11 protein-coding genes and 1 pseudogene are annotated in these 13,281 nt (G+C 65.5%); 3 read left to right on the forward strand and 9 right to left on the reverse strand.

From position 1 onward, the window contains the following. Nucleotides 1-488 (forward strand): annotated as a pseudogene (locus tag RTY13_RS00005) (IS5 family transposase); the annotation flags it as partial. Nucleotides 489-579: 91 nt separating this feature from the next. On the opposite strand, the gene RTY13_RS00010 reads toward RTY13_RS00005, so the two are convergent. The 7 genes from RTY13_RS00010 to cyoA form a co-directional block, all read right to left on the reverse strand. Beyond that, a complete protein-coding gene (locus RTY13_RS00010; protein WP_178826026.1) occupies nt 580-1,125 on the reverse strand; it encodes a response regulator transcription factor in 546 nt (181 codons plus the stop codon). After that, entirely contained in the window at nt 1,122-2,444 is a 1,323-nt protein-coding gene (locus tag RTY13_RS00015; protein ID WP_178826028.1) for an ATP-binding protein, read from the reverse strand. The genes RTY13_RS00010 and RTY13_RS00015 overlap by 4 nt, the downstream gene beginning before the upstream one ends. Next, complete coding sequence (locus RTY13_RS00020) at nt 2,441-3,154, reverse strand: SURF1 family protein (protein WP_178826030.1); 714 nt, start codon at nt 3,152-3,154, stop codon at nt 2,441-2,443. Before RTY13_RS00020 ends, RTY13_RS00015 begins: the two co-directional genes overlap by 4 nt. 70 nt (nt 3,155-3,224) lie before the next feature. Continuing rightward, complete coding sequence (gene cyoD, locus RTY13_RS00025; RefSeq protein ID WP_178826032.1) at nt 3,225-3,608, reverse strand: cytochrome o ubiquinol oxidase subunit IV; 384 nt, start codon at nt 3,606-3,608, stop codon at nt 3,225-3,227. Continuing rightward, a complete protein-coding gene (cyoC, locus tag RTY13_RS00030) occupies nt 3,605-4,249 on the reverse strand; it encodes a cytochrome o ubiquinol oxidase subunit III (protein WP_178826035.1) in 645 nt (214 codons plus the stop codon). The genes cyoD and cyoC overlap by 4 nt, the downstream gene beginning before the upstream one ends. Before the next feature lie 4 nt (nt 4,250-4,253). Next, nucleotides 4,254-6,251 (reverse strand): cytochrome o ubiquinol oxidase subunit I, encoded by a 1,998-nt coding sequence (cyoB, locus tag RTY13_RS00035; RefSeq protein ID WP_312781738.1) that lies wholly within the window; start codon nt 6,249-6,251, stop codon nt 4,254-4,256. Between the two features lie 37 nt (nt 6,252-6,288). Further along, nucleotides 6,289-7,512 (reverse strand): ubiquinol oxidase subunit II, encoded by a 1,224-nt coding sequence (gene cyoA / locus RTY13_RS00040; RefSeq protein WP_178826039.1) that lies wholly within the window; start codon nt 7,510-7,512, stop codon nt 6,289-6,291. Between the two features lie 190 nt (nt 7,513-7,702). Here cyoA and RTY13_RS00045 point away from each other — a divergent pair, with 190 nt between their 5' ends. Both RTY13_RS00045 and RTY13_RS00050 read left to right on the forward strand, forming a co-directional pair. Continuing rightward, nucleotides 7,703-9,046, forward strand: coding sequence for an MFS transporter (locus tag RTY13_RS00045; protein WP_312780249.1), 1,344 nt, complete (start codon nt 7,703-7,705; stop codon nt 9,044-9,046). Nucleotides 9,047-9,270: 224 nt separating this feature from the next. Continuing rightward, entirely contained in the window at nt 9,271-9,702 is a 432-nt protein-coding gene (locus RTY13_RS00050; protein WP_312780250.1) for a hypothetical protein, read from the forward strand. Between the two features lie 77 nt (nt 9,703-9,779). Here the strand turns inward: RTY13_RS00050 and RTY13_RS00055 are convergent, their stop codons facing one another. Together RTY13_RS00055 and RTY13_RS00060 are read right to left on the reverse strand one after the other, a co-directional pair. Further along, the gene (locus RTY13_RS00055) at nt 9,780-10,688 is read right to left on the reverse strand and encodes a hypothetical protein (protein ID WP_312780252.1); all 909 of its coding nucleotides are present in this window, start codon (nt 10,686-10,688) and stop codon (nt 9,780-9,782) included. Nucleotides 10,689-10,705: 17 nt separating this feature from the next. After that, nucleotides 10,706-13,276: a hypothetical protein gene (locus RTY13_RS00060; RefSeq protein WP_312780254.1), complete on the reverse strand. Its 2,571-nt coding sequence runs from the start codon at nt 13,274-13,276 to the stop codon at nt 10,706-10,708. Between the last annotated feature and the right edge of the window lie 5 nt (nt 13,277-13,281).

Genomic DNA, 13,281 nt, shown 5'->3' on the forward strand with positions numbered 1-13,281 from the left:
AAATCTCAGCGGAAAACTCTAACGTCCCGTGATCCAGTTTTCGGGGAGCAGATCAGCCAAAAAAAGGGCCTCGGACGACTGATCGGACGCACGAAAGGTGGAATGAACACCAAGCTGCACGCCGGGCCCCATGCGAACGGACGCCCGATAAGTCTGTTCATGACGGCAGGCCAGGTCAGCAACTACATCGGTGCCGCCGCGATGCTGGACAGTCTGCCCCGGGCGCAACGGCTGCTGGGAGATCGGGGCTATGACGCAGACGGGTTCAGGACGCCCTGCAGGCCAAGGGGCATTACAGCCTTCATCCCAGGCCGCAAATCCCGCACAGAGCCCGTTCGCTATGACAAACGTCGCTATAAACGGCGCAACCGCATTGAGATCATGTTTGGGCGGCTAACCGGCGGCGCATTGCAACCCGTTATGATCGCTGCCCGAACGTCTTCCTCTCCGCCATAGCACTCGCCGCAACCGTGCTCTTCTGGCTATGAATCCTGAGTCTAGGGTCCCCGCATAGCTCATCCTCTCAATGAAATTAAGTCGATCACCGCTGCGGCGCTATAAGCTGACGGATTACTCCGATTAAGTCACCTGACGCTTCTCCAGCTTCCGCGCCAGGGTGCGGCGATGCATGCCCAGACGGCGCGCGGTCTCGGAGATGTTGAAATTGGTCTCCGCCAGGACCTCGTGGATGCGCTCCCACTCCAGCGTCTTGATCGAGGTCGGGCGGGCGCTGAGCGCGGCATCGGGATCCCCGTCCTGCCGTGCGAAGGCGGCCTCAATCTCGTCGGTGCCGGCGGGCTTGGCCAGGTAGTGACGGGCGCCCAGCTTGATGGCCTCGACGGCGGTCGCGATGCTGGCGAAGCCGGTCAGGACCACGATGTCCAACTCAGGATCAAAGGCGTGCAGGGTCTGAACGCAGGTCAGACCCGAGGCCGCCCCCAGCTTCAGGTCCACCACGGCGTAGCGCGGGTGATGCACCTGCAACAACTCAACCAGTTGGTCGTGGCTGCGAGCCGAGACGACTTCATAGCCGCGCCGCTCGAACGACTTGCGCAGGGTCTTGGCGAAGGCCTCGTCGTCCTCGACGATCAGCAACTGGCGGGGGGCGTCGATCGGATCGGTCATTTCGCAGCCAAGGCCTCCAGAGGCAGTGTCAGACGGACGCAGGCGCCGCCGTCGCGTCGGTTGCGGGCCGCGACGCCGCCGCCCAGCTTGCGCATCACATTAACCAGCAGGAAGAGGCCCAGCCCCGCCCCTGCCCGGCCCTTGGTGGATTGATAGGGCTGGCCCATGCGTTCGAGGATTTCGGGCGCGAATCCTGGGCCGTCATCGTTGAACTCGACCGACAGCAGTTCGTCGTCCAGAGACGCGGCGATGACCATACGCTCAGCCCCCGCCTCGTGAGCGTTGTCCAGCAGGGCGCTGAAGACCTGTTTCAGAGCCGGGTCGGCGATGATGCGTGGATCGCGCGGCGTCGGTCCGCGCAGGACCACAGCCATGGCGTCGTTCGACTTTTCACACCAGTCGGCCACGATCTCGGACAGGAAGCCGCCCAGGGTGGTGATGGTCGGCGCTTCGCCGCGCGCCTCGCCCGCCGACATCAGGATGCCGGTGACGATGGTCTTGCAGCGTTCGACCTCGGCCTGCATCTCGGCGATGTCGGAGGTCAGATCGGCGTCGGCGGTCAGGGCCGGCATACGCTTCCAGTCGCTGAGGATGACCGACAGCGAGGCCAGGGGCGTGCCCAACTCATGCGCGGCGCCGGAGGCCAGCAGGCCCATGCGGACGATGTGGTCCTGTTCCGCCGCCTGCTGCCGGGCGTCGGCCAGGTAGGCGTCGCGAGCGCGGACGTTCTGGGTGGTGCGGGTGACGAAGGCGACCAACAGCACGGCGATCAGGATGAAGTTGACCAAGGCCCCGGCCTGGATCAGCCCCATGTGGGCGTCGGTGCCCGGCGGCAGAAGCAAGGTCTGGTGCCAGACCGCCAACCACGCCAGACAGCCGCTGGTCACTAGGACGAAGCCCCAGGCATAGGGCGGGCGCAACAATACCGCCGCCAGCGCGATCTGCATCAGATAGAGGGCGGCGAAGGGATTGCTGGTGCCGCCGCTAAAAAAAAGCAGCCAGGTCAGGGCGGCCACGTCCACAAACAGGGCCAGCATCAGTTCGGGGTCGGTGACGCTCTGACGCCGCAAGGTGACCGGCGCGCTGGCCAGGTTCATCACCGCCAGCCCGGTCGGGGCCAGCAGCAACACCCCCAGCGGCAGCGGGATCTTTAGCCCCCAGTGGACCACGGCGATGGTCACCACCTGACCGATGACCGCCAGCCAGCGCAGCTGGATCAGCAGCAGCATGTTGCGCCGTCCGGCAGCGCCCGGCGACACCGGTGCCTCGGCCCGGTCGTCCAGGCCCAGCAGGCTGCGTGCGAAGCTGGCCGCGCTCATCGCATCGCTCTCCGGCGCTTTTCCTCACGCCAGAACAGGACGAAACCCGCCCCCGACATCAGGGCCAGCCCGAACCAGGTCAGGGCGTAGATCAGATGGCTGTTGGGGAAGCTCACCACGGTCAGCCCGCCCCGCGGCCAGCCGCCGGGATTGGGCGCAGCGTCGGCGTCGATGAAATAGGACGCGACCGGCCCGGCAAGCCCCCTCGCCCTGGCGATCCCCGCCACGTCGCGAGAGAACCAGCGATCGCCCGCCGGGTCATTGGCGCGCAGGAAGCCGCCGTCCGGTTCGGTCAGGCGCAGCGGGCCGACGACCCTGGCCTGCCCCTCGACCTGGCCCGACGCGCGATCCGCCGGCTTCTGGCGCTCGGAGGGGACGAAGCCGCGGTTGATCAGGACGGTGAAGCCGCGATCCGTCACCAGCGGCGTGACGACCCAATAGCCGGGGCCGAGGTCCGTCACCGCCTTCACCAACGTCTCGCGCCGATGATCGAAGCGGCCGCTGACGACGACCCTTCGATACTGATCGGCCTGACGCGTAATGGTCTGCTCCGGCGGCGGCGCGGCGACGGGCGCGGCGTGGATGCGGGCGTCGACCTGACGGATCAGCTCCTGCTTCCAGGCCAGCCTTTGCACCTGCCAGACGCCCAAGGCGGAGAAGCCCGCGAACAGGACGGCGAACATCACCGCGCCCAGGATCAGGGCGGTCATGCTGCGCGGCGGCCGGGCGGGTCGCGACGACGGCTCTATGGCGCTTCTCCCCTGCCTCGCCCTGTCAGGCTCAGCCCATGGTCTGCATGTCGTGGGTGGGCATCATGTTGACGTTCAGGTGATACATCACCCAGACCGAACCCGCGACGGCGATCACCACCACCACGATGGTGAAGATCAGGGCCAGCATGTTCCATCCGCCCTCGGACTTATGGTTCATGTGCAGGAAGAAGATCATGTGGACGATGATCTGCACCACGGCGAAGGCCGTGATGATCAGACCCGTCGCCGCCGCCGGCAGGGCGCCGGTCATGACCAGCCAGAACGGGATCGCCGTCAGCACGACCGACAGCAGGAAGCCGATCATATAGGTCTTGAACGAGCCGTGATCGTGGTCGTCGCCGTGGTGATCGTGGTGATCGACCGCGTGGTCGTTGTGGGCCTCGGCGCTCATCGCAGCATCCCGAACAGATAGACGAAGGTGAAGACGCCGATCCAGATGACGTCCAGGAAGTGCCAGAACAGGCTGAGGCACATCAGGCGGCGCTTGTTGGCCGGGATCAGGCCCTTCCGCCAGACCTGGACCATCAGCGTGACCAGCCAGATCGTGCCGAAGGTGACGTGCAGGCCGTGGGTGCCGACCAGAACGAAGAAGGCCGACAGGAAGCCGCTGCGCTGGGGCGTGGCGCCCAGGTGGATCATGTGGGCGAACTCATAGAGCTCGATCCCCAGGAAGCAGAGGCCGAAGACGCCGGTGATCGCCAGCCAGGCCTGCATCTGGGCCGTGCGGTTCTTGACCATGGCCAGCATGGCGAAGCCGTAGGTGATCGACGAGAACAGCAGCATCGACGTGTTCAGCGCCACCAGCGGCAGGTCGAACAGGTCCTTGGGCGCAGGCCCGGCGGCGTAGTTGGCGCCGATCACCCCATAGACGGCGAACAGCATCGCAAAGATGAGACAGTCGCTCATCAGATACATCCAGAAGCCCAGCATGGTGCTGTGGCCTTCCGGGTGATGCGGCTCCTCGACCGGGTGGTAGATCGGCCGCCCGGCCTCGTCGACGTAGTCGGGGTTCAGAGAGGAAGCGTGGCTCATCGGATCACCCCTTCGCCGCGGCGGCCGCCAGGGCCTTGGCCAGAGTCTTGGTGTGCGCGTCTTCCGTCGCCTGCACCGTCTCGGCCGGGATGTAGTAGTCGCGCTTGTAGTTGAAGGTGTGGAAGATGGCGTAGGCGATCAGGGCGAAGAAGCTCAGCGCCGCCAGCCACCACATGTACCAGATCAGGGCGAAGCCCATGACCGTCGACAGGCCGGCCAGGATCACCCCCGCGCCCGTGTTGGACGGCATGTGGATGGGCTTGTAGCCGTCGGTCGGGCGCTCATAGCCGCGCGCCTTCATGTCCCACCAGGCGTCCGAGTCATGGATGATCGGCGTCTTGGCGAAGTTGTAGTCCGGCGGCGGCGAGGAGGTGGACCACTCCAGGGTGCGGCCGTGCCACGGGTCGCCCGTCTCGTCGCGCAGCTTGTCGCGGTTGATGATGGAGACGGCGAACTGGATCAGCATGGCCAGGATGCCGACGGCGATAATGCCGACGCCGACCGCCGCGATGACGAACCAGATCTGATAGGCCGGATCGTCGAAGACCCGCATCCGGCGCGTCACGCCCATGAAGCCCAGGACGTACAGCGGCATGAAGGCGACCCAGAAGCCGACCACCCAGCACCAGAAGCTGACCAGGCCCCACTTCTTGTCCAGCTTGAAGCCGAAGGCCTTGGGCCACCAGTAGTTGATGGCGGCGAACAGGCCGAACAGCACCCCGCCGATGATGACGTTGTGGAAGTGGGCGATCAGGAACAGCGAGTTGTGCAGCACGAAGTCGGCCGGCGGCACCGCCAGCATGACGCCCGTCATGCCGCCGATCACGAAGGTCAGCATGAAGGCGACCGTCCACATCATCGGCAGTTCGAAGCGAATGCGGCCGCGGTACATGGTGAACAGCCAGTTGAACAGCTTGGCCCCTGTCGGGATCGAGATGATCATCGTCGTGATCCCGAAGAAGGAGTTCACGGATGCGCCCGAGCCCATGGTGAAGAAGTGGTGCAGCCACACCAGGTAGGACAGGATGGTGATCACCACCGTCGCATAGACCATCGACGTGTAGCCGAAGAGCTTCTTGCCCGAGAAGGTCGAGGTGACCTCCGAGAAGACGCCAAACAGCGGCAGGATCAGGATGTAGACCTCGGGGTGACCCCAGATCCAGATCAGGTTCACGTACATCATCGGGTTGCCGCCGAAGTCGTTCGTGAAGAAGTTGGTGCCGATGTAGCGGTCGGCCGACAGCAGGGCCAGAACGGCGGTCAGCACCGGGAAGGAAGCCACGATCAGGACGTTGGCGCACAGCGAGGTCCAGGTGAAGACCGGCATCTTCATCAGGCCCATGCCCGGCGCACGCATCTTCACGATGGTCGCGATCAGGTTGATGCCGGACAGGGTCGTGCCCACCCCCGCGATCTGCAGGGCCCAGATGTAATAGTCGACCCCGACGCCGGGGCTGTAGCCGATCCCGGAAAGCGGCGGATAGGCCAGCCAGCCCGTGCGCGCGAATTCGCCGACGAACAGCGACATCATCACGACGATCGCGCCGGCCGTCGTCATCCAGAAGCTGAAGTTGTTCAGGAAGGGGAAGGAGACGTCGCGCGCCCCGATCTGCAACGGCACCAGATAGTTCATCAGGCCGGTGATCATGGGCATGGCCACGAAGAAGATCATGATCACGCCGTGGGCGGTGAAGATCTGGTCGTAGTGGTGAGCGTTCAGGTAGCCCTCGGCGCCGCCGAAGGCCATGGCCTGCTGCAGGCGCATCATCAGCGCGTCGGCGAAGCCTCGCAGGAACATGACGAGGCCAAGGATCATGTACATGATCCCGATCTTCTTGTGGTCCACCGTCGTGAACCACTCGGTCCAGAGGTAGCCCCACAGCTTGTAGCGGGTGATCAGGGCCAGGGTCGCCAGGCCGCCGAGAACGACGACGGCGAAGGTGACCACCAGGATGGGCTCGTGGAACGGCAGGGCGTCCCAGGTCAGCCTTCCGAAGATCATGGATGCGATTTGATCAGTAGACATGTGGGTCAGGCGCTCAGGATTGCGACGCGGGCGCGTCGGCGGCGGCAGGCGCGGTGAAGGCGGAGACGAAGGACGGGGCGGACTGGGCCAGTTCGGTCGCCTGGCCCGGACGCGCCAGGCCGGCCCCCATGACGCGAGCGGTCGGCGTCGACCGGGTCATCTCGGCGGCCAGTTGCTGGCGACGGCGGGCGGCGTCGACGGCGGCCTTCTCGGCCTCCAGCGGGGTGCAGACGGCCATGACGTAGGAGTCGCCCGAGCCCAGAACGGCCTCGCCGCGACGGGCGTACTTGTCATAGGCCAGCGGCCAGGTGGCGTGGACGGCGGTCAGGCCCAGGCCGCCCTTCTTGTCGATGGCCATCATCTCGCCCATGCACATCTTGCCCGGCTCGACGCACATGTTCAGCACGGCGTCGAACAGGCCCTCGTCGACCGAGGCGTAATGGATGACCGGCACCTTCTCGCTGGGCTTTTCCAGCTCCAGATAGGTATCGCGATCCAGGCTCTTGCTGGCTGCGCGAACGCCCGCGACCCACTGGTCGAAGCCGGCGTCGTCCAGGCCATGGAAGGCGAAACGCATATTGGAGAAGCCGTCGCCCGAATAGTTGGCCGAGAAGCCGACATACTCGCCCGGACGGTTGATGACGGCGTGCAGCTTCGTCTCCATGCCCGGCATGGCATAGATCTGACCAGCCAGGGCGGGGATGTAGAAGGAGTTCATCACCCCGGTCGAGGTGATGTGGAAGCGGATCGGCCGATCGACCGGCGCGGCCAGTTCGTTGACCGTGGCGATGCCGTACTCGGGGTAGATGAACAGCCACTTCCAGTCCATGGCGACCACGTTGACCTGCAGCGGCTCCACCCCTTCGGCGACGGCCTGGCCCTTGTTGACCCGGTCCAGCGAGCGGTAGGGGTCCAGCAGGTGGGTGCCAGACCAGGTGATGGCCCCCAGGCAGATGATGATCAGCAGAGGCGCGGCCCATATCACCAGTTCCAGATGGGTCGAGTGATCCCAGTCCGGCTCGTAGCGGGCTTCCTTGTTCGACTCCCGATACTTCCAGGCGAAGAAGATGGTCAGCGCCATCACCGGGATGATGATGATCAGCATCAGGAAGACCGACATCAGCAGCAGGTCTCGCTGCTGGGCGGCGATATCCCCGGCCGGCGACAGCACCACGGCTTCACAGCCGGGCAACAGGGCCAGCAAGGGCAACAACAGAAGGGGTCGCAGGCGGCGCACGAAGGCTCCTGTCCGGAAATGAGGCTCTGGCACGGTCATTGTGCGCCGCCCCTACCCCCGGCCGCCAAGAGGCGACATTGGACAATCCGTCCTATCCCCCCCGACGCCGATCGGGAGCAAATGGCGGCTTTCGTCATTCTTACCATGTCGGCGCGCGTGTCGCGCCCGGGTCCAGGGAACGTCATCGGTCATGAACGCCACCAGCGGCGCGCCTTCTTCAGAGTCCCTTGAGCGGGACGCCAGCCAGATCAACGCGCGACACGGCAAAATCGACGCCGGAGAAATCGCGATCGGCGTGATCATCGGTCGCACGTCGGAGTTCTTCGACTTCTTCGTCTATGCGATCGCCTCGGTCGTGGTCTTCCCGCAGCTGGTCTTCCCCTATGCAGGGCCGCTAGGCGGGACCCTGCTGTCCTTCGCCGTCTTCGCCGTGGCCTTCCTGGCTCGCCCCCTCGGCACGGCCCTGTTCATCGAGATCGACCGACGCTTCGGACGCGGGACGAAGCTGACCATCGCCCTCTTCCTGCTGGGTCTGTCCACCGTCTGCCTCGGCTTCCTGCCCAGCTACGCCCAGGCGGGCCACTGGGCGGCGGTCATGCTGATCGTGCTGCGCATCGGTCAGGGCGTGGCCCTGGGCGGCGCCTGGGATGGCATGGCCTCGCTTCTGGCCGTCAGCGCGCCCGAGAACCGTCGCGGCTGGTACGCCATGGTGCCGCAGCTGGGCGCGCCCTTCGGCCTTATCGTGGCCAGCGCCCTGTTCGCCTACTTCCTCAGCAAGCTGTCGGCCGCCGACTTCCTCGACTGGGGCTGGCGCTATCCCTTCTTCGTGGCCTTCGCCATCAACGTCGTGGCCCTGTTCGCCCGCCTGCGCATCGTGGTGACGCCCGCCTTCCAGGCCGCCTTCGAGACTCTGGAGCTGCACCCCGCCCCGGTCGGCAAGACCGTGCGTGAAGAAGGCGGCGGCATCGTCATCGGCGCCTTCGCCCCCCTGGCCAGCTTCGCCATGTTCCACATGGTGACGGTGTTCCCGCTGTCCTGGGTCTTCCTCTACACCGAGGAGGCGCCCAGCCGCTTCCTGATGATCGAACTGGTCGGCGCCGTCTTCGGCCTGGCCGCCATCCTGGCTTCGGGCTGGCTGGCCGACCGCAACGGCCGTCGCGCCCTGCTGGCCGTCACCGCCGCCGGCATCGCCGCCTTCTCGGGCTTCGCGCCCCAGATGCTGGACGGCGGCCCCGCCGGCGAGCTGGCCTATATGATCCTGGGCTTCGTCCTGCTGGGCCTGTCGTTCGGCCAGGCCTCCGGCTCCATCGCCTCCAGCTTCAGCCTGAGCAATCGCTACACCGCCTCGGCCCTGACGTCCGACCTGGCCTGGCTGTTCGGCGCAGGTTTCGCCCCGCTGGCGGCCCTGGCCCTGTCGGGCAAGTTCGGCCTGATCGCGGGCGGCGGCTATCTGCTGTCGGGCGCCGTCTGCACCCTGCTGGCCCTGTGGCTGAACCGCGAGCTGGGCCGCGGCCGGGCGGGCGCCAAGACCTGACGCCACCCATTCAGGCTAACCCATCTTATCGGGGGCGCGATTCGGATCGCGCCCCCTTTTTCATGCGTTCCAGACCCCGACCATCGCCGCATCAGGCGCTCCCAGGTCAACAAGGTTAGCGACGGTTTACGATGGCGCTTAAGTGCCCGCTAAGCCTGTCTGATCGCGTGAAGTTAAGAGCCGCCAAGTATCGTCCCATTGAAATCAAGGGTGATGAGGACGTCATGACCAAGCTGTTCACGGCAAAACGCCGCAGTTTTCTTGCTATCGCCGCCGGTCTGACCGCCCTTCTAGCGCCGCAGATCGCTTCGGCCGGACCGACCGGCGGCCACACCTATAGACTGCGCGCCACCGTGCCGGTCGCCTGCTGGGTACGTCCCACCGGCACGATCATGGCCGAAAACGGTCGCATGGGTTCTGTCGTCGAGGCCTGCAACAGCCCCGGTGGCTTCACTGTCTCGGCCCAGTACCGCCCGCTCGCCAACAGCGAGAAGGCCAAGATCATCTATGGCGACCGCTCGCTGAACCTGGCCAAGAGCGGCATGCTGGAACTGCGCCGCTCCAACATGGCGACGATCCGCACCGTCGACTATCGCTTCGACGAGGTCGAGTTGGAACAACCGCTGATCCTGGCTCTGACCATCCAGCCCATCTAGGCTGAGCACAGGCTGAATACTGAAACGCCCCGCAGGATCTGCGGGGCATTTTCGTTTCCGGCGAAATGATCGCGGCGTCAGATGGCCGCGACGGTGAAGGTCAGGGTGTCGCTGTACTCGCCGGCGCGCTTGCCCGCGACATTGCCGATCCGCACGGTCAGCGGATAGTCGTCGCGCCGCGCCGTCTGGGATACGACATTGATGGTGGCGGTCCGCTGCAGGTTGATGTCCTGAGCCCCGACCTTGAGGTTGTAATCTACATACCAGGCCGTCCCACCCTGACGCAGTCGCCCGCGATTGGCCGAGGTGATCGAGACGCGATACCCGCCCGTGCTGTGGACATAGAGGGCGGTATTCAACGGTCGCGCACCCTCGGTCAGTTCGCCCAGGTCGATAACAGGCGTGCCGTTGGGACGCGAAAACTCGCCCTTGAGGCCTATGGCGGCGGCGGCGGCGAGATCAAGCAACAGAGTCACCGGACGCGTGGCGTGGATCGTCCCATTGGCCTGCTCGACGAACAAATTAGCGACCTGGGCATATCGCCCCTGAGCTACGCCCGCCTCAGGGAAGGCGGCGAAGGTGATGCGGGCCGGCAGTTGTTCGCCCTGCTTGATCGAGACGCTGGTCCCGTTCCGCCTTGCGCTCTCGCCTGATCGCGGCGTGATATCGACGCCGCCGTAATCGACATCGACAAGCGTATAGCGCACGCGGTTGGCGCCGCCCGGGGTCGTCAGACCGAACGCTTCGGCTTGCAGCGAGGCCAGGATATTGCCGTTGCAGGGGGTCCTCCCGCTGTTCACCAGCAGAACGTCGAAGGTGCGCTGGGCGATTTCGTCTTCCAGGGGGTTGTAGCGGATCACCCACTGATCCAGCGCCGGCTGGATCGTCAGATTGCACTTATCCTGGGCCAAGGCTTGACCGGGGATCAGCGCCAACAGACCAAGGGCCGCAACGGCGGCGAAGGATTTCGAGAGGGTGGAGACCATGATCGTCTTCCTTCCGTTCATTGGTCGGTGATGTCGACCGACACGGCGACAGTCTTGAGATCCAGCAGACCTTCATTGTCGGCTGGAACCGTGAATTCGAACCCGGCGGCGGGCGAAGTGAAGAGCTCGACCCGATAGGTCTTGCCCGGGATCAGCTTCTGAATGGCGAACCTCCCGACCGAGTTGGTGAAGAACAGCTCCGGCTCGGCCGTGGGATCATCAAGCAAACGAACGCGACCCGAGATCAACGCCGCTGGCTTGCCGGCGTTGCCGACCATCCGCCCCAGAGCCGAGACGAAGGCGTCGCTGCCGACCTGGATGGCGTAGCCGCTCTTGTAGCCGGGCCGGACGCGCCGCACGCCTTCGCCGATGTCGTAGCCCGGCGGCACGCCCAGCACGTCATAACGCACCGACTGATCGACATAGGAGGTCAGGGTGTTGGACACCGCCGGCCCCAGGGCGCCGCTGCGCGAGGTGTAGTTTCCGCGCTCGAACGACTCGCCGACGATCACCGGCTTATCGTCCAGCGACTGGTGCGGATAAAGAATGGCGAAGCTGTCGTAGATGTTGCGCCCGATGGCGACCTTGCCGCCCGCCGTCGAGATCGAGGTGCCGACGCGCAGCGAGGTCACCTGCTCGTCGGTGATGTTGCTGAAGCTCTGACCGAACGTCGTATGCGTCAGGCTGGCGTCGAAGCGGTTGGCCACATAGTCGAGCTGGCCGCTTAGCGTACCGGGCCCGTCGTCATAGGTCGAAGCCACCGAGTAGCCGAACGATCCCACGCGGTTTTCCGTCGACTGCTGGAACCGCAGGCTGCCGCTGTTGCGGGCGGAGCTGTAGCGCGCCTCGCCACGACGGTCGTAGCGCGGCTGCCAGACCAGCGCGACGGTCACGCCGATGCCGTCGCTGGAGCCCGTGCCGAAGTTGTTGCCGAAATCGACCCATTCCGCGCCAGCCTGAACGCTCCACTGCGGAGTGAAGCGATAGGAGGTAAGCGCGCTCACCGAGTAGGCGTCGCCAATTGCCCCGCGCCCCATGCGATAGGAGGCGCTCATCGTCGCGCCCCAGACCTCGGAGAACTGATGCGAATAGGCCCCGGTGAACACCCATGACGTCGAGTTGACCCCGCCCTCATTGCCCAGGGTGGCGTAGTCCTCGGACGTAAAGTCCGCCACGACCGTCCAGCTATCGTAGGTCTCGCCCAGATCGACGAAGTGGTCATAGCTCAGCGCATAGGCGTAGCCCGCCCCCACGTCGCCGTTGCTGGCCGAGGCGTCGACCTGCAGCCGCGCGCCGTTGCGCAGGATGAATTGGGTCTGCCCGGTCACGTTCTGGACCGTTTCGGACGCCTGCAAGCCCAGACCGACGGCCGGCTTGTTCATGAAGGCCTTGCGCCAGAAGCCGCTGAACGCCAACGAGCCGTCGGAATAGTCGGGCGAGCCGAAGGTCCCGGAATTGGTCACGCCCAGATAGGCGCCGTACTCGTAATCCCCCGGCTCCAGCTCGATCGAGTCCAGATAGGCGCTGTAGGACACCGTCTCGCGGCGCCCTGACTCGTTCTGGATTTCCAGCTGGACGTCGTTCGAACCGGCGTCGAGCGGCAGGTTGGACAGGTCGTACTGGCCCGGGTCCAGACGGAATTCGCGCACGAAGACCCCGTTGCGCAGCACACGCACGGTCGAGGATTCCTGCAGCACCAACTGGCGACCGCCCGACAGGACGTTGTTGCGGAAGCTGTCGAAGCGCTGCTTCTGGCGCGTCACGCCAACGCCGCCCATTTCGGCGAAGCCCTGACGGCCGCGCGTCTCGACGTTCAAGTCGCCCAGATACCAGCGGCGGTACTCCGCCGGCTGGTCGAAGACGAAGCGCGCATAACGGCGCTCGACTTCATAATTGCCCGAAAACTGCTCCTCGCGCCCCTGCACGTCAGCCTCGAACACCAGACCCTTGTAGCGGACGGCGCCGTTCAGGAAGACGCTGGGCGAGGTCACGTCGCCGGTCGACTGACGGCGCGACACGGCCAGGTTGGTGTTCAGATAGGCGCTGAAGTCTTCCGCCGCCTCGCCCGGCTCCTCGGGCCGACCGCCCTGGAACAGGGATTCGACGGAGCGCTTGGTCGGATCGATGCGCAGCACCAGGACCGCCAGCTGATCCGGGTCATAGTCCAGCGAAATGCCGGTGGCGTTGATCTCCTCCGGGGCAAATGACTCCACGCCTTCCAGCCGCGCCTTCAGCTCGGCCTGCGCCTCGGGCGTCAGCAGGGGATCGATCAGCGCCCGGAACCCGGCGCTCTCGACGATGAAGCGGTCGTCGCGCGTCAGCAGCACCGGCATTTCGCCCAGCACGCGCCGGTTGAAGTTCAGCGGCACCGTCATGGCGATGTCGCGGTCGTACGGGTTGATGTTCGGACGCGTCTGCGCCGTCGGAGCGGCCGCCGGCGCGGCCTGAGCCGGAGCCATGGCCTCGGCCGCCTGAGCCGCGACCTGCGACGCCGCCTGCATCAAGCCCAAGGCCTGAGCGTGCGCCCAGCCGCCCGGCGTCGCCATGACAGCCGTGGCCAGCGCGATCTTCGACGCTGCGCCCCGCAACGCCT

The sequence above is a fragment of the Brevundimonas sp. genome (genome assembly GCF_032055285.1).
GTDB lineage: Bacteria > Pseudomonadota > Alphaproteobacteria > Caulobacterales > Caulobacteraceae > Brevundimonas.